The organism is Herminiimonas sp. (genome assembly GCF_030655415.1).
On record NZ_JAURVN010000004.1, the window covers coordinates 262,708 to 279,571 of the forward strand.

A 16,864-nucleotide genomic window follows, 5' to 3' on the forward strand; every position below is an offset into this window, starting at 1 on the left:
TCAAAACCTCTTCGTAATTTTGGCAGGAATTCCGGCCAACGTTTCGCCGGCCTCTACATCTCTTGTTACTACAGCTCCAGCACCTATCACCGCATAATCACCGACCACGATCCCTGGAAGAATGTTCGCGCCGGCACCTACTAAAACACCCGCGCCTATCGTTACACAGCCTCCTAATGTCGCATTGGGGGCAATATGGGAAAAGTCGCCAACCACGCAATCATGATCCACTACACTTCCATGATTAACGATGACGCCTACTCCGATTTTCGCCGCTGGCGCCAAAACGGATTGCGCAGCCAAAAATGATCCCTTACCCACGTTTGAAAAATCAGAAACATTGGCTCGCGGATGAACAATTGTGAAGGGAAGGCCATTCGCAGCCAATACATCTTGGTAGATATTCCTTCGGATAGCACAATCGCCGATAGAAACATGAAACGCATGCCCATTCACCTCTGCAAAGTCACCTAAATACCTAATTCGATAGTTCAGGAATTCTAGATCTTGACGGGATGAGTCACCATCGCAGACATGTATTTCAGCAATTTTTTCGCCAAGTTTCAGCAAAGAGTCCAATACTACTTTTCCATGTCCTCCTGCCCCGATCAGATAGATGGCGTCAATATGCATTGGATTTCATCAAAATGTTTGGATGTAGTACAAGTGATTCAAGCAAAGAGACTATACGTACTGCGGTCTTGCCATCGCCATAAATGTTATCGAAAGCCATTCGGCCAAATCTCAGTGCTTGCTCAATCGCACTTGAAATAGAAGCCTCATCGATGCCAGTATCTATTACATTCTTATTGCGTTCCCGCAAATTCTGCCTTGTACCAACATTCACCACAGGTGTACCAAACGAAGCCGCCTCGATAATACCCGCACTAGAATTGCCAATCATCATATCGGCAGCTGCCATCCAAGATACGAAAGAGGCTCTAGGAAAATGTGTCAAGACATGGAGGTCCGCGCTATTTGCACGTGATTCCAGTAACGTTCTAATACCGTCGCTACCTGCATCTGAATTAGGCTTGATCGCTATTGTTTGCACTCCGCGCTTTTTTAAAGCACTGAGGATATTAAAAGCTCCATCAGATGCTGACTCAGCTTCCTGCATTACAGGATGATAAATCATCAAAGCCACAGGGCGTTCCGGATTGAAGCCGATCTCTAATGAAAGTTGCTGTCTGTTTTTTGTGACCAAGGCTTCAATGCCATCTAATCCAGGGGCACCAGTTATATGAACATTCTCTGCTTGCTCACCCATGCGCACTAAACGTTCCCTTGCCTCAAGGGTTGCCACAAAATGGAAATGTGCCAATTTAGAGATGGCATGACGAATCGATTCATCTATCGTGCCGGATCGCTCTCCGCCATGAATATGGACGACGGGAATATTCAAATGAACGGCAGCCAATGCAGCTGCCAGCATCTCCCCCCGATCGCCTAATACCATTAAAAGATCAGGCTGCAAATGAAGCAGTGCATCGACAAAACCTGTCAACATTTTGCCCAGATTTCTAGCCATCGCTGCGCCGTTTGTCGTGTCGACATCAACATGTACACGAGCATCAATAGGCAAGCCAACAGCCTCAATGTCATTCACAGTGTTGCCATATTTTTTCGACAGATGCATGCCAGTTACGATGACAGACAGCGATAGCGATGGAGACTTATGTACGGCAGTTAAGGTCTCGGACATCAAACCAAAATCCGCTCGGGTTCCCGACACGTAACATATTTTTCGCTTCACTGAATATCCTGCCACTGCAATATAGTACCTATTTCAATGTCGCGAGCAGCACGCTTTCCAATGATGCCCTCCATTTGCGAAGGCGCAATTCCAGTACCTGGCCGCAGCAAAACCAAATCAGCCTCACAAACGGTGCTTCCCGCGGCAATCCGCCTGGCCACCGTAACACTGCGACGAACAAGTAATCTTACTGGCAACTCCGAGGCTGTAGGCTGCTTAATGGATGAACCCAACGCCTGCTCCACATCCCTTATTTGTCGCACCATAGCAGTCAATTCTTCAGGGGACAATGAAGCTTGATGGTCAGGTCCCGACATCGAACGATCTAAGGTAAAGTGTTTTTCAATTACAGAGGCGCCCATCGCTACTGCAGCGGTTGAAACTGCCAATCCCATTGTGTGATCAGAGTAACCAACTGGCAAACCTGTAGCATCAGCAATACTCTGCATCGCGCGCAAATTTACGTCGCTATAGTCAGCAGGGTAATTCGAGGTGCAATGAAGAATGGTAAGGACCTCTGTCAAAGGCTCCGTGAAACCTGCAGCAATCCGCGCACGCTCAATCACTAACACTGCGCGCTGAATTTCATCCATGCTAGCCATGCCCGTGGACACGATCAACGGCACACCCTTGCTAGCAAGAAAAGTGATGAAAGGTTCGTTGGTTATCTCGCCGGATGGTACCTTGATCCGCTTCATACCGAGAGACAGCAAAAAATCTGCAGCGTCGTTATCGAATGGGGTCGACATAAATTCGATTCCGACTTCAGCGCATCTTTCAAATAGTTCACGATGCAAAGGCTCAGAAATTTCCAACGCTTTTAACATCGCATATTGATCGCCACTACCTGTTGCCTGCTTTTGGTATTCTGCTTTTTCCGCACCGGGGACAACCAGTTTTTCGGCAGTAAAAGTTTGAAATTTTACTGCGTCGGCACCACAACGAGCAGCCGTATCAACCAGCTCAAACGCTAGCCTAGGGTCACCATTATGGTTTACGCCCGCTTCAGCAATTATGAAAGTTTTCATTGTTGTTTATGAAAATATCGAATGGCTTGTTCTGCAACAAGCCAATCAAACTCAGTGTCAATATCCAAGTTATCCAAAGGTTCGCTCATTAAAATTCCCGCCGTTAAAGGGGGCATGAATGATCTTTCCTTTTTTAAGGCACTGGTCCGAATAAGATAGAGCGACCCATTAACCGAGACTGCTGGCTCCAAATCCTGCGCTCTTAAAGCAAGAGGGCGATTTTTATCCCAAGGAACCAAAGCTTGTGCTTCATCCCATTTAAAAACTAAATGCGGATGAGTTTGTACTGGCCCGACGCCAATAACAGCATCGTTACCCCCGTCTTTCAATAAATCCAAAGCATCATCCCAGTGACTTCGATGACGAACCGGAGTTGTCGGCTGTAGCAACGCGATCAAATCAAAATATTCGCCTTGCGACTCTTTCCAACGCAAGACATCAAGCACCACATCAACTGAGCTAGCCTCATCCTTCGCTAGATCCTCAGGGCGAAAACGTTCTACGGCTTGCCCCACAGAGTTGCAGCATTGTTGAATTTCTCGACTATCTGTACTTACTTCGATTGCGTCGAACCATTGAATCGAGCGTGCAAAATCGATAGACCACTGAATCAAAGGTTTGCCATGCAACGATCGTATATTTTTTCCCGGTAAGCGTTTGGATCCACCCCTAGCAGGAATAATGGCTAGAGTGCGCATTACAAATTCACGAAACGCTTTGCAATCGCCAAACCTATTGGCCCGCTTCGCTCTGGATGAAATTGAGTTGCCATCAAATTATTTTTTTGAATCGCGGCGCAAATTCTGTGTCCACCATAAACCGTATCAGCAAGCCGCATCGTGTCGTCTGCCGGGACAGCTGCAAATGAATGTACAAAGTAAACAGCCGGCTGATGCTGTTGAAAGTCGTCAAGCAGCGTACCGCCCCATTCTCTACCTGTTTCAGGCCTTGTTAGATGACTCCAGCCAATATGAGGGACGCGCTGAGGTTCACCTTCAGTTGTAATACCAGGTACAGCTCGAACATGTCCATTGAGTATGCCCAATCCAGCATGAAGTCCGAATTCCTCGCTCGACTCAAAAAACATTTGCATGCCAACACATATTCCAAGCAAGGGACGATCCGTTTCGGAGAAAAGACGCACAGCCTCTCCAAAACCCCTGCTTTCAATCTCACGAATACATTCGCTAAAAGAACCAACTCCAGGCACCACTACTTTGTCTGCATGCAATAAATCCTTGGGGTCTTCCGTGACATGGACTTCTGCACCACAATGTTCGAAAGCGCGAACGACGTTCAATAGGTTGCACATCCCATAGTCGATTAAAACTATTTTTTTAGACATTGAGTTTTCTAACTGCCAAATTTGAATCGAGAGCAGATTGACGAAGTTCGTTCAATGAAGCTCGGTTATAGTGCAGAATGTCCGCCATTGCCACGGCATCTGCGCGACCTTCAGAAACAACGTTCAACATGTCATTCGCGCTTCCCATTCCACCACTGGCAATCACAGGAACCGAAACCGTCGTGGATACGGCTTTTACCAAATCCACATCAAACCCTTTACGTGTTCCCTCACGATCCACTGATGTTAATAGAATTTCTCCGGCACCAAGAGATACCCCTCGTCCCGCCCATTCAACTACATCAATACCTGTACGTTCACGACCGTTATCCGTATAGGCTTCCCACCGTCCGGGGGCTACCTGCTTTGCCTCGATAGATAGCACCATTGCCTGTGTGCCAAAGCGGTGCGCGATCTCAGAAATTAATTCAGGTTTCGCGATAGCCGCTGTATTGACCGCAACTTTATCGGCACCAGAACGCAAAAGATGTCTTGCATCATCCACCGAGCGAATACCGCCACCAACTGTAATCGGGATGTAAACATTTTCTGCTGCACGCCGGACGATATCGCTCAAATTATTACGTCCATACAAACTGGCCACAATATCCATGTAAATAAGCTCATCTGCCCCGGCCTCATAGTATCTGAGTGCAAACTCCTGAGGATCACCCATTACCCGCAAGCCTTCCAATCTGATGCCTTTGATCAGATTGGAACCTTTGATATCCAATCTTGGAATCAGACGGATGTTACTCATCCCACACCGCGTGACGCAACTTCCACTGGTTATCTTCCCATTTCCAAAGATGCGGAGAGCGGAATGTATCCGTCAGCTTCATAAAATATTCTCTATCCATTATGGATTGTTCAAACATTTTGCTTGCTTCTGGAAATTCATTTTGCGGAATACTCAAATAGCGAAAGATTTCATCAGCAAATCGCTCCGGAAATTCATGATCGAAGCGTTTGACTAGAGCGACGCCTTCTTCCCTATCGATATCACCGGAACGAATTTCCTGCGCAGCGTCGTAACTTGCGCGACCAATACCAAACTTGGTTCCAGTCGTGAAGTAATGAAAATCATCAATCCGATCATCGATACTGTTGTACTTGCTATATGTTCCTGGTGTGCGCTCCGGCGACGCCTCAAAACCACCATGCTCCACCGCATAGTAATAACAACTTTGCGGATGCCATTTCAAGTAATAACCCAGGTAATGAACTTCAACCTTTTGCTCTTCAATTTGATGAGGATTTGCCGGCAAATATGGCAACAAGTCTTGATGCTCCACACCAAAATGTTTTTTCAGATCCGCTATGCTAACCCCACCCAAACTGACTTTGGATTGATCTTCAGCAGTAAAGTATGACCAGTCACGTTTTGCACTGTCTGTGTCGCCGATAGGATTACCATATTCCGCTTCATTTTCCCCGTAAAAAACAAGTGGAATCTTGTGCAGCAATGCCATTTTAGGCGCCAATGCCTTCTGGCCAAACATGAAGGCTTGAAACGGGTGAAACAGATTATCAACAGCCAAACGCGTCAGCAGCCGATGTACGCGTCCATTCGGTGTCATCAACAGATTGTCGTGACCGGCATGAATCCAGCTCTGAAAGTTTTTCCAGCCCCATTCTGTATAGACATGTGGCGCCCACGTCACGGTGAGTGGATGCATTCCATACTTCGTACGAAGTATGTGCGAAGCATAAAAACTATCTTTACCTCCAGAACCAGGCACGATGCAATCGTAATTGCCATCTTTGCTGCGATGACGGTCGCACAGTTCACGCAAGCCACGCTCGCGCTCGTCCCAATCAATCGTGGCTTTCTTCCGCTCAGCAAAATTACACGCGTCACACACACCATTTTCGTCAAAATGAATGGTTTTCTTCTTCGACTCTTTGGTGTGCGAATACTCAACCGCAGAATTCGGACGCTGATTCGAGATCACGCATTTTTTGCAATAAATAACTTCTTCCGGCAGCCCATACTTTGCCTCTAGCTTCTTACGCTCCGGAGCAAAATCTCCCTTATCTATTGCCTGCGGCGCAGGTATGCGATCCATCACAACTCCTTAATATTAATAAAAACCACTATTTAATTTCAAACTTTAAAAGCAAACATACTGAACTTAGAGATTTATCCAGAAAGTAAATTGCCGAGATTATAAAGACTATTCTCTCATCCTCAATCTCAATATCTTACTGGCAACAAGAATTTGCACTATTTACCGTTGTCTTCATTCCTACCTCGACACTAAAAGGGGGGTGCCAATCCAAAATTTGGCAAGTCCGGGAAATATCTACTTCCAAAGAACCCAGTAACCTATCTGCAAACTCAGCCTTCCCTAATAATGCGGCCACTGCAGTCATCCAGTTAGTCGGAACATTTAAAAGTCTAGGCTTGCGTCCCATCGCAGAAGCCAGTTGCCGGATAAGCTCAGGCGTACTCAAATCGCTGCCATCAGAAGCTAGAAAAGTCTGCGACGGCGCAGCTGGATGAACCACACATTGAAAAATCAAATCCGCAAGATTATCGACAAATATCATGCTTCGGCGATTGTTTACTGCTCCAAACGGCAGAGGAATTTGTTTTTCAACTATTCGCATCAGCCTCTGAAAATTTGCTTTCACCATTGGCCCATATACTAATGGCGGCCTCACGATGACCCCCTCCATACCGGTTTTTTTTGCGATTTTCCACAACTCAGCTTCCGCCTCAGCCTTGGAAATTCCATATGGATCCGCAGGCGCCGGTGTGCTCATGTGGTTAAACGGCGTAGTAGTTTTTTCACCATTAACTTTAACCGAACTCACAAAAACAAATCGTTTGACACCAGCATTCGCGGCTTGAATTGCCAAGTTTTTCGTGCCCTCAACGTTTACCGAACGGAATAAGGCTAGAGGCTGCTCCGCAGTCTCGTTCATGACATGAACACGCGCTGCGCAATGTACGACTACATCAACACCCCCCAAGGCATTAGTCCAATCAGTAGCCGAATGAATATCTCCGACTGCAACCAAATCATTACCTGAGCTATTGATCAAACGTAAAGCTTGCCGGACATCAATGTGCGTCTCCTGCTTCAAGCGCTTGATTACCGCCTGTCCAACAAATCCATTCGCGCCCGTCACTAAAACTCTGAATGTCATCGGTTTACTTAATGTGAAGATGAAGTAATAACTGCTCAAGTCGGCAAATCAAAGCATCTCGTCTAAATTCTGCCATATAGTAACGATACCCTGACTCGCCCATTACATATCTTTGCTCAGGTTTCATCGCGGCCAACTCAGATGCAGCTTTGGCTAAATCCGCTGCGGCACCTGCTTGAGAAACCAAGCCAGCCTCAGCATCAAGAATGACCGAGGCACCTTCTCCATCCAACATTGCCAACAACGGTTTGCCCGCAGCAAGGTAAGACTGAACCTTTCCGGGAATTGTCAGAGAGAAAATTTCGTCTGCTTTCAAAGACACCAGCAACGCGTCTGCAGCCGTATAAAAGGAAGGCATGCGCTCTAGAGGAAATCTGCCCAGCATAGTCACAGTATTGGAAAGACCAAGACGAACAATTTCCTGCTTGACCCATTCAGCAGCACGCCCATCACCCACAATAATCCATTGAATATCTTTTTGTTGCGCCGTCAATTCGGCAGCAGCAAGAACCGCCGGAAAATCCTGAGCGTCGCCGATATTACCTGCAAATAGAATTTTGAAAGTGCCCTCGAATTGCATCAATTCTTCGGCAGGCTCCACTGATATCTGATCAGAAAAAATATCCTCTGCCCAATTTGGAAAAAATTCTATTTTTTGATCTTTACGGCAGTATTTTTGAATATGTATAACGAATGATTTTGATTGCGCAAGAAGGACGTCGCATCGGCTATATATAAAAGACACCAGGTAGCCGACCAAACGCAAGACAACCCTTGATTTAACGACACCAACCGCCTTCAGGCTATCAGGCCAAAGATCAAGAACCCAAAATGCAACAGGAGCCTTTTTGAGCCATCTCAACAAGATAGCTGGAAGTCCTACAGTGACTGGCGATGGCTCAAAAACAAAGATCCGATCAAACTTTTTTTTCCGTAATTTCAGTACCCCAAAAAAACAAGCACTCAACGCAAAACTTGCATAGTTCAGCGCTAGACGGAAGGCACCCTGCCCTCGTGGAAACAAAGGAACCCTGACTACTTCCACGCCGTCATACAGACTGTACAAGTGCGGATTTCTTGTGAAATCTTCAAATACTTTGCCATCTGGATAATTTGGGTAGCCAGTGAGCACCGTCACTTCATGCCCCTTCTTTTTTAACTCAGAGGCTAGATCGTTAATGCGAAAATTTTCAGGCCAGAAATACTGACTAACAACAAGGATCTTCAATGGATATCTCGTCAGGGACGCTGCCATACAACGCGATTTATGTAATCCGTATAGCTCAAGATAATGCGCACTACTTTTTCGGAAACATTGGGCATGCTGTAATCCGCAACCGGGCGCCGGATGAAGCGTGTATTTTGCTGATCTAGAACGGCCAATGCTTGCAAAACACGCTCCGTATTCAAACCTGTCATCATCACAGCAGCCTCTTCCATCGCCTCAGGACGTTCATGCGCTTCACGAATGTTAATTGCGCGAAAATCAAGAATTGAAGACTCTTCGCTGATTGTGCCACTGTCGGAAAGCACCGCGCGTGAACATTGCTGCAGCTTTACGTAATCTTTAAATCCCATCGGTTTAAGCAGCCGTACATGAGGATGAAACTGAATACCTTTAGCATCAATACGTTTCTTGGTGCGAGGATGAGTCGACATGATGACCGGACAATCAAAACGTAATGCCAGTTCATTGAGCGTATTGACCAGTCCGTCAAGAAGACGATCAGAATCCACATTCTCTTCTCTGTGAGCGCTCACCACAAAATAATTTCCCGCTTCGAGATTTAATTTAACCAGAACATCCGAGTTATCAATACCTTTTTTGTAATGATTCAAAACCTCAAACATTGGGCTACCCGTTTTTATTATGCGGTCGGCTGGCAAGCCCTCCCGCAATAAATACTCGCGAGCGATATCACTATACGTAAGGTTAATATCGGCAATGTGATCGACGATCTTACGATTTGTCTCTTCGGGAACACGTTGGTCAAAGCACCTGTTCCCCGCTTCCATGTGAAAAATTGGTATTTTTCTTCTTTTTGCCGGAAGCGCCGCGAGACAACTATTGGTGTCGCCCAGCACTAACACTGCGTCGGGACACACTTCTTCCAGTACCTTGTCGACTTCAATAATGACGTTGCCGATCGTCTGTGCGGCATTTGCTCCTGCCGCATTAAGAAAATAATCGGGTTTACGCACTTCCAGATCTTGGAAAAATATCTCATTTAGTTCGTAATCATAATTCTGGCCTGTGTGAACCAAGGTATGGTCGCAATAACGATCCAAAGCGCAGAGTACCCGGGACAATCTAATGATTTCGGGACGAGTACCGACAACGGTCAAGACTTTAAGTTTTTTCATGATTTACTGGACGTGCATAAGTATCTGGGTGATCACGATCGAAAATTTCATTAGCCCAAAGCATGACGATCATCTCTTCGTCACCAACATTTGTAATGTCATGCGTCCATCCAGGAACTGTTTCCACAATTTCAGGCTTATCTCCCGAAGTATGGAGAACATAATATTGATTTGTTTGAATGTGACGAAAGCCGAATTTAGCCGTTCCTCTGATTACCAAGAATTTTTCGGTTTTTGAATGATGATAGTGTCCTCCGCGCGTAATACCGGGATGGGCGGTGAAATACGAAAACTGCCCAGAGTCAGGGGTCTTAAGCATTTCGACAAATACACCGCGCGGATCTCCATGCTGGGGCACCCCATAGGAAAAATCTTCGGGCCTCAAATAACTGACGTAGGTTGCGTAAAGCGCCCTTACAAGTCCGGTTCCCACGCGCTCTGTCACTAACGTTTGACGACTGTTCTTAAACAAATAAATTTGTTCGGCAAGTTTGCCTACAGTGCTTTCATACTGAGTTGGGACATTTACATAAAGTCCACCATTCTCAACGCCATCAATAATTTCTAAAAATTTATCGATGACATCATCGATATACACCAAACTTATGTTCGCATTCGGGTCGTTAATCTGGATATCCAAACCCCGACTGATGTTGTGACAAAAGGTCGCAACAGCCGAGTTATAGTTTGGTTTGCACCATTTTCCAAATACATTGGGCAATCGAAAAATATGTACGCTTCCTGCGTTATTTCTATTTAATTCAGCCAACGCATTTTCAGCGGCTAATTTACTGCTCCCGTAAGCATTGTCTTTTTCGGCCTGAATCGAAGAGGTGTACACCACCTTTGGATGCCTACCTGATTTCAAAATCAGTTGGCATAACTCCGAAGTTAACTCTACATTCCCAGAAATGAATTCTGCCTCATCAAGTGGACGATTAATACCGGCCAAATGAAAGATACAATCGGCGGCCTCAACATATTGAGCTAATTGATCCCTCGTGGACTCACGCGTGAATTGTATAATCTCCACGCTTGCACGTTCGCTCAATCTCGCTACAAGATTCTTCCCAATAAATCCACTGGCACCCGTAATCAATATCCGCATGATTAATCGATCGCCTGCGCAGTTCTGCCTGCTAATAAATCCTGAATGAAATCAAGTTTGAGCAACAATTGGGTCATTCCTACTTCATCTAATCTCTCGGTATTGTGAGAGTTATAGTCTTCACTATTAGATATGCGAGACTCGCCTTGCTCCACATACTTTCCGTAATTCAAATCACGTAGATCAGGAGGAATTCGATAATAATCTCCGCGATCTTCTGCCGCAGCCATTTCTTCACGACTGAGCAATGTTTCAAATAATTTTTCTCCGTGCCGCGTCCCAATCACGTCAATGCTGTGTGTAGTTTTTTGAAGCAAACCAAGCAGTGCACTCGCAAGTACTTCAATGGTTGCTGCTGGTGCCTTTTGCACAAAAATATCGCCATTCTTACCATTCTGGAAGGCATACAAAACCAAATCAACGGCATCTTCCAACGTCATCATAAATCGCGTCATGGCAGGATCGGTAATCGTCAAAGCTTTACCTGCCTGCAACTGTTCGACAAACAAAGGAATTACAGACCCTCGCGACGCCATCACATTACCGTATCGGGTCCCGCAAACCACCGTTTCAGTTCCTTCGAGATTCCGTGATTTTGCAACCATCACCTTCTCCATCATTGCCTTGGATATTCCCATTGCATTAATTGGATATACCGCCTTGTCAGTACTCAAACAAACTACACGCGCCACCTTTGAAACGATCGCAGCTTCGAGTACGCTTTCCGTTCCAATGATGTTTGTCTTTACAGCCTCCATAGGATGAAACTCACACGAAGGTACCTGCTTTAACGCAGCTGCGTGGAAAACATAATCCACGCCCCGCATTGCATTCATCACGCTACCGTAATCCCTGACATCACCGATATAGAATTTCAATTTTGGATTATTGAACTTCTTGCGCATGTCATCCTGCTTCTTCTCGTCTCGGCTGAATATTCTTATTTCTGCAATATCGGTATCCAGGAAACGTGTCAACACAGCGTTACCAAACGAACCTGTTCCACCGGTTATCAATAATATTTTTTTATCAAACATAGTTTTTCTAGCTAGATGAGCGCTCTGGTCGAGATATTAACCATGAACCGCAGGGATTATTTTTTTACAAAAGCATTTATGCAACGACGATATAACGAAAGCAGTTTTTCAGAATTACGAGCCGCATCAAAATTTTGATGCGCCATCAAACGTGCAGCAGCCCCATAATTACTTGAAATGTTACGGTTGTTCGCCAGAAACATTAGAGCCTCAGCTAATTTAATCGGATCCCTCGGAGGGACAGCCAATCCGGTTACTCCATTTATCAAGGTATCTGGTTTGGGTTCTTGGACAGCGACCACGCTAGGAATGCCCGAATAAGCAGCTTCAAATATTGGTCTCCCCGGCGCATCGTAATGTGACGGGAAGCAAAGCAGATCCATATTCTGGTACACGCGCTGAATATCTGTAGTCGATCCCATTAAATGGAAACGATCCGTTAAATCATATTCCTGAATCAAACGCTCCAAGTCAGCTCTTACGTCTTGGGCAAGTCCAAGTTTTTTCAAAAAATATCCGTAAATACCGCGAAGCTGCCGCGCATTTTCACCAATGATAATAAATTCGACATCAGCGCCAGACTGCTTTATTAATTTGGCGGCTTCGACCAACTCGTACAAGCCTTTGACACGCAACAAGTTACCTACGAACCCAACTTTATAGGATGTTTTTCGTAAAGACTTTAAGCGCACATCCAAATCTTGATCCAAAACAACTTCAACTGCGGGAGTAAATGCATTGTGAATAACGTCAACCTGCAAATTATCAGGCAGACTTGCTTTTACGTTCTCGTCAATGGCAATAACAGCCGTGACCTTATTTTCTAAAACTGCATTCACCCATTTCGTCTGGAGTGACAGGTCTTTTCTTGCCAAAGATCGGACATGAACCACGACTGGTGCAGAGAACAAGCAGCGTGCAATTAACATGGGAATCAAACCGGTAAATTCATTTAAATGAATTAAGTCCATGCGTCCCCACCGACGGCGTGCCTGAAATAAAGTGAAGATTGTTCCTGGCAAATACAAAATTTCGCGAAATGCAACTAACCATCGCACTCCGCGATAATAACTGTACCGAGTATTATCAAATTGAGTCAGGCCACGTGTTTGAATCACGTCATTCGCAATCTGCCCAAAGAATTCTTCCACCGAGCCTCTTTGCGTGACAAAGTAGGCGTCTACCTCATCCTTGGGCAGAGCCCTAATCGCCTCAAACAAGCTACGGGAAGATCCACCAAATGCACCGATCAAATGGATATATAAAACCTTAATAGCCATTATCCAATCCAACGTCGAGACGCATTGACAATTTTTTTCGCGTACTCAAATATGCCGTAGCTCGTTTTGTAGTCCAAAAATGTCTTCGTTGGAGCATTCATGATGCTCTCGAAACTCGCTTCTGTTAAACCCAGCTTCTTAATTGTGTATTCCTTGTCTTCTTGAAGCAGGTTTTCTGGATAAACCGGTTCTTCCATCAGCGTTAGCGCCTCTTCGCGCGTCATCTGTCCAGAACAAATCAGATTAGAGTAATGAGCTTTACGTTTATCAATATTGAATTTTCTCGGGAGAATGTAGGCTTGATAAAACCGGGTATAAATAGACTCATAATGTTTCCCCCCGTAGTACACCCAGCCCAGCTTATTCTGCAGAACGTCCATTGCTTCTTTTTTATCGTATTCCACATAATTTAGTATCGCGACCATACGAATTCGTCGCAAGAATACATAGTAGAACAACTTAAAAAGAGAAAAATGTGGATAGGTGCTCAACTTGCTGTGCACAAACTGCTTGTGCACCGACTTGATATAACGCCAGTCAAAATAACCATAGCCCCATTTTTCTGGGAGGATCGCCTCGCTAACGACATTGGTACCCAAAATGACGTGCTTCAAACCATGCTGTGCTGCAAGCTTGTAGAGCAAGGCAAAAATAGCATGATCAGTAGGGACCTCGCCATCCGGAGTACTAGCTTGAAGAAAAGACACCTGAAGTTGTTTGAACTCCTGCCAATCAATAACATGCGTGTACAGATCAATCCCAAGCGTCTCGAGTGTCTTTTCAATATTTGAGACTGCTAATTCAGAGTTCCACCCATTATCGAGATGAATAGCTAGCGGACGCAGCCCTAAATTTTTTACTAAATAAGCGACATAAGTGCTGTCGACGCCACCGCTGACACCGATTACACAGTCATATTCTTTGCCAACTCCAATGCTTTTAATTTCATCGACTAAATTTTGTAATTTACTTTCCCTGTCCGCAATCGGAATAAGGCGCGTTCGTGCGACAACTTCGTACCGGCGGCAATGATTACAAACCCCCTGATCGTCAAACTTAATATCTGGATCTGTGAAATCCATTATGCAGTTGCTGCAAATTGTCTTAGTCATAAATCTAATTAAAGCTTTGAAGGATAATGACTTTGAGTACTCTCATCGTAGGGCGATGCAGTATCCAACAAGCCAAGAAAAAGTAAAAACATGAATCCATATGGCGTAATAAAACTGCCATAGGTAAGCATTGCGATAAAAAACGTAAAGAATATGGCCCAAGCAGTATGCGACTTACTCCACACGACCTTGCCTAAAAGCCAAACAAAAAACATAACTATAAAAAACCAGATTGATCCCAATCTCGCAAGCCAAGATGTTAAGTACGACTCTGACCCCGTCGCTCGTTCGCCATTATAAAAATTATTACTTACGAGTTCCGAAAAAACGAAAGTTCCCTGCCCAACTAAAGGACTATCTAGAAAAAGCCGCCAATGCTGCTGCCAAAGCCAACCGCGATATGCTGATTGTATGAGATTTTGCTCAGTTAAATCCGCAGCATTCTCTCTAAATAGGTAGGAACCTACCCCCCCGTCAGCCAGCATCCTTACATATCCCAAAATTGGCGTGAGTAAAAGAGATGCCATCAAAATGGTGACGCCTAAAACAAACAAAACTAATCGCGCTCTAGGGGTCTTAAACAGCAAAAAATAGTAATTAAACAAGAAATAAAGCTGAATGAGCAAGAAAATTATCAGGGCAGATCTAACGCCGCTAAACAAAAGAAAATACAAGCCGCCAATCATCCATACATATTTTTCTACGCCCCGTCCCAATATTTGATTCATTACAATCACAACGAGCGCAAAAAATCCGCTTTCGGGGACAAACGGAAACAGAGATATTCTCCACTCAATTCCACGTCCGATTCCATCTAGAAACTGCCCAGGTAAAAACCCGTAATCACTCCATCCCAGCATGTAAAAAAATATGCTGAAGAAGATAGATAAGGTGAAAAGTAAGTTTAGTTTTTGAAGCGTAATAGTAGGTCTGATTAATACAACAGCTGCCAATGTTGAAGCTAAAAGTCCTGCGCTTTGTAGTGTCGACCAGTCTGATCGTACAAAAGAGACGATTGTGCTAGCTGCAATAAAAACATAAAGAAAAATGACGCCAATGCTCATTTTTTTTATGCTATTCAAGTACATGGGAATACATGTAACGACAATTAAAACGGCTGGAAAAATAGCCAAAATATAGGACACAGAAGATAACTTCGTATCTTCCAAAAAAATCCTAAAATATAAATACGACCATGAGTACAACAATGCAAAATTAAAAACAGGAATACCAATTTTTAATGCATAGCGGCGCTGAAATTCTGACCTGTAGTCAGGATAGACACTACTGCTAATCATCGACCTTCCGTACATTAATTAGTTGTTCCTGGGTGGGGAAGCTAATGAGAACTGCTTTGTGCACCCCCTTAAAAACAAACATGCTTCCCGCAGCAACTGCAGATGCTCTTGTGGAGCGAATTACTAATTCAAAATCATCAATTTTCCCAGCGCCGCCAATTGCAATCACAGGGATCCCTACCGAATCTGCTACCTGGGTAATCAATCCGACGTCATAACCTTGTTGCGTTCCATCCAAGTCCACAACACTGAGTAAGATTTCACCCGCACCAGAACGCTCAAGTGATTTAGCAAAAGAAACTGGATCCAAACCGGTCTTTTTTGTAGCTCTCGCAGTTACAACTTCGTATCCTCCAAACAGCTTCTTCTTCACATCAATAGACGCGACTATCGCTTGCGATCCAAACTCTTTGGCTGCCTTGGAAATAAATTCAAAATCCAGAGCGAGCGTATTGATGACAACTTTTTCAACACCCATCGCCAAAATGCGCCGAATATCCTCCAAGTCACGAATCCCACCACCATAGGCCAACGGCATGAAACATTCACTAGCAACACTTTCAATGGTGTCAAATGACGGTCCCCGTCCATTCACTGTCGCAGTAATGTCTAGCAACATCAACTCATCAACCGCCTTGTCATTGAATATCCTGATCGCGTTAATTGGATCGCCTACATATTTAGGATCTTTATATTTGATTGTCTTGACCAAACCCTGGTCTTTCAACAACAAACATGGAATGACGCGAGTTCTCAACATATCAGCAAAACTCCGCAAAGTTACGTAAAAGTCGCATTCCAAATTTGTGGCTTTTTTCAGGATGGAATTGCACACCCATTACGTTCCCTACCTCAAATCCAGCATCAAATTCATGGCCGTATTTTGCGCGCATCAAGACATCATGATTATTTTCGCATTTGACGTAATAGGAATGAACAAAATAAAAGCGCTCTTCGATCTCCGCCGCGTTTATTAAATTAGACGATTTTGGGAACGTCACAATGTTCCAGCCCATATGTGGAACTTTGAGGTGCGAGTTCTCCGGAAAGCTAAAACGAATAGTTTTTGCATCAACCCAACCCAAACCCGGAAGATGACCTTCCTCACTAGAATGAGTCATCAACTGCATCCCAAGACAAATTCCTAAAACAGGTATTTTGTTTAATAAAACCTGCTCATTCAAGGCGGGAATAAGACCCGAATCATTTAATCGCGCCATGCCCGCATCAAATGCGCCTACACCAGGCAAGATTAGTTTCGAGGCACTCATTATTTTGTCTGGGCTCGATGTGATTTCACATTGAAATCCCACCTTTTTCAGCATGTTCTTTATGGAGCCGAGATTTCCCATACCGTAGTCAACAATAGTAATCATAATT

General features: G+C 44.7%; 17 protein-coding genes. All 17 read right to left on the reverse strand.

Translation table 11 applies throughout. From position 1 onward, the window contains the following. Positions 1 to 633: an acetyltransferase gene (locus Q7T66_RS03830; protein WP_304931974.1), complete on the reverse strand. Its 633-nt coding sequence runs from the start codon at positions 631 to 633 to the stop codon at positions 1 to 3. Continuing rightward, positions 623 to 1,771, reverse strand: a complete 1,149-nt coding sequence (gene neuC, locus Q7T66_RS03835) for a UDP-N-acetylglucosamine 2-epimerase (protein ID WP_370691608.1) — start codon at positions 1,769 to 1,771, stop codon at positions 623 to 625. The genes Q7T66_RS03830 and neuC overlap by 11 nt, the downstream gene beginning before the upstream one ends. Further along, positions 1,753 to 2,784 (reverse strand): N-acetylneuraminate synthase, encoded by a 1,032-nt coding sequence (gene neuB / locus Q7T66_RS03840; protein WP_304931976.1) that lies wholly within the window; start codon positions 2,782 to 2,784, stop codon positions 1,753 to 1,755. Before neuB ends, neuC begins: the two co-directional genes overlap by 19 nt. Then, on the reverse strand, positions 2,781 to 3,482 hold the full coding sequence (locus Q7T66_RS03845; protein WP_304931977.1) for a cytidylyltransferase domain-containing protein: 702 nt from the start codon (positions 3,480 to 3,482) through the stop codon (positions 2,781 to 2,783). The genes neuB and Q7T66_RS03845 overlap by 4 nt, the downstream gene beginning before the upstream one ends. After that, positions 3,482 to 4,129 (reverse strand): imidazole glycerol phosphate synthase subunit HisH, encoded by a 648-nt coding sequence (gene hisH / locus Q7T66_RS03850; protein WP_304931978.1) that lies wholly within the window; start codon positions 4,127 to 4,129, stop codon positions 3,482 to 3,484. The genes Q7T66_RS03845 and hisH (Q7T66_RS03850) overlap by 1 nt, the downstream gene beginning before the upstream one ends. Next, entirely contained in the window at positions 4,122 to 4,889 is a 768-nt protein-coding gene (hisF, locus tag Q7T66_RS03855; protein ID WP_304931979.1) for an imidazole glycerol phosphate synthase subunit HisF, read from the reverse strand. Before hisF ends, hisH (Q7T66_RS03850) begins: the two co-directional genes overlap by 8 nt. Beyond that, entirely contained in the window at positions 4,882 to 6,198 is a 1,317-nt protein-coding gene (locus Q7T66_RS03860) for an N-acetyl sugar amidotransferase (protein WP_304931980.1), read from the reverse strand. Before Q7T66_RS03860 ends, hisF begins: the two co-directional genes overlap by 8 nt. Positions 6,199 to 6,334: 136 nt before the next feature. Continuing rightward, the gene (locus Q7T66_RS03865) at positions 6,335 to 7,324 is read right to left on the reverse strand and encodes a UDP-glucose 4-epimerase family protein (protein ID WP_370691609.1); all 990 of its coding nucleotides are present in this window, start codon (positions 7,322 to 7,324) and stop codon (positions 6,335 to 6,337) included. Then, the gene (locus tag Q7T66_RS03870; protein WP_304931981.1) at positions 7,290 to 8,540 is read right to left on the reverse strand and encodes a glycosyltransferase family 4 protein; all 1,251 of its coding nucleotides are present in this window, start codon (positions 8,538 to 8,540) and stop codon (positions 7,290 to 7,292) included. The genes Q7T66_RS03865 and Q7T66_RS03870 overlap by 35 nt, the downstream gene beginning before the upstream one ends. Next, a complete protein-coding gene (gene wecB, locus Q7T66_RS03875) occupies positions 8,525 to 9,649 on the reverse strand; it encodes a non-hydrolyzing UDP-N-acetylglucosamine 2-epimerase (RefSeq protein WP_304931982.1) in 1,125 nt (374 codons plus the stop codon). Before wecB ends, Q7T66_RS03870 begins: the two co-directional genes overlap by 16 nt. After that, entirely contained in the window at positions 9,636 to 10,757 is a 1,122-nt protein-coding gene (locus Q7T66_RS03880) for an NAD-dependent epimerase/dehydratase family protein (protein ID WP_304931983.1), read from the reverse strand. Before Q7T66_RS03880 ends, wecB begins: the two co-directional genes overlap by 14 nt. Before the next feature lie 2 nt (positions 10,758 to 10,759). Continuing rightward, positions 10,760 to 11,794 (reverse strand): polysaccharide biosynthesis protein, encoded by a 1,035-nt coding sequence (locus tag Q7T66_RS03885; protein ID WP_304931984.1) that lies wholly within the window; start codon positions 11,792 to 11,794, stop codon positions 10,760 to 10,762. Positions 11,795 to 11,850: 56 nt separating this feature from the next. Further along, complete coding sequence (locus tag Q7T66_RS03890) at positions 11,851 to 13,074, reverse strand: glycosyltransferase family 4 protein (protein WP_304931985.1); 1,224 nt, start codon at positions 13,072 to 13,074, stop codon at positions 11,851 to 11,853. After that, positions 13,074 to 14,186: an N-acetyl sugar amidotransferase gene (locus Q7T66_RS03895; protein ID WP_304931986.1), complete on the reverse strand. Its 1,113-nt coding sequence runs from the start codon at positions 14,184 to 14,186 to the stop codon at positions 13,074 to 13,076. The genes Q7T66_RS03890 and Q7T66_RS03895 overlap by 1 nt, the downstream gene beginning before the upstream one ends. Positions 14,187 to 14,194: 8 nt before the next feature. Continuing rightward, positions 14,195 to 15,484, reverse strand: coding sequence for an O-antigen ligase family protein (locus Q7T66_RS03900; RefSeq protein ID WP_304931987.1), 1,290 nt, complete (start codon positions 15,482 to 15,484; stop codon positions 14,195 to 14,197). Further along, entirely contained in the window at positions 15,477 to 16,244 is a 768-nt protein-coding gene (locus Q7T66_RS03905) for an AglZ/HisF2 family acetamidino modification protein (protein WP_304931988.1), read from the reverse strand. Before Q7T66_RS03905 ends, Q7T66_RS03900 begins: the two co-directional genes overlap by 8 nt. Before the next feature lies 1 nt (position 16,245). After that, positions 16,246 to 16,860: an imidazole glycerol phosphate synthase subunit HisH gene (gene hisH, locus Q7T66_RS03910; RefSeq protein ID WP_304931989.1), complete on the reverse strand. Its 615-nt coding sequence runs from the start codon at positions 16,858 to 16,860 to the stop codon at positions 16,246 to 16,248. Positions 16,861 to 16,864: the final 4 nt, after the last annotated feature.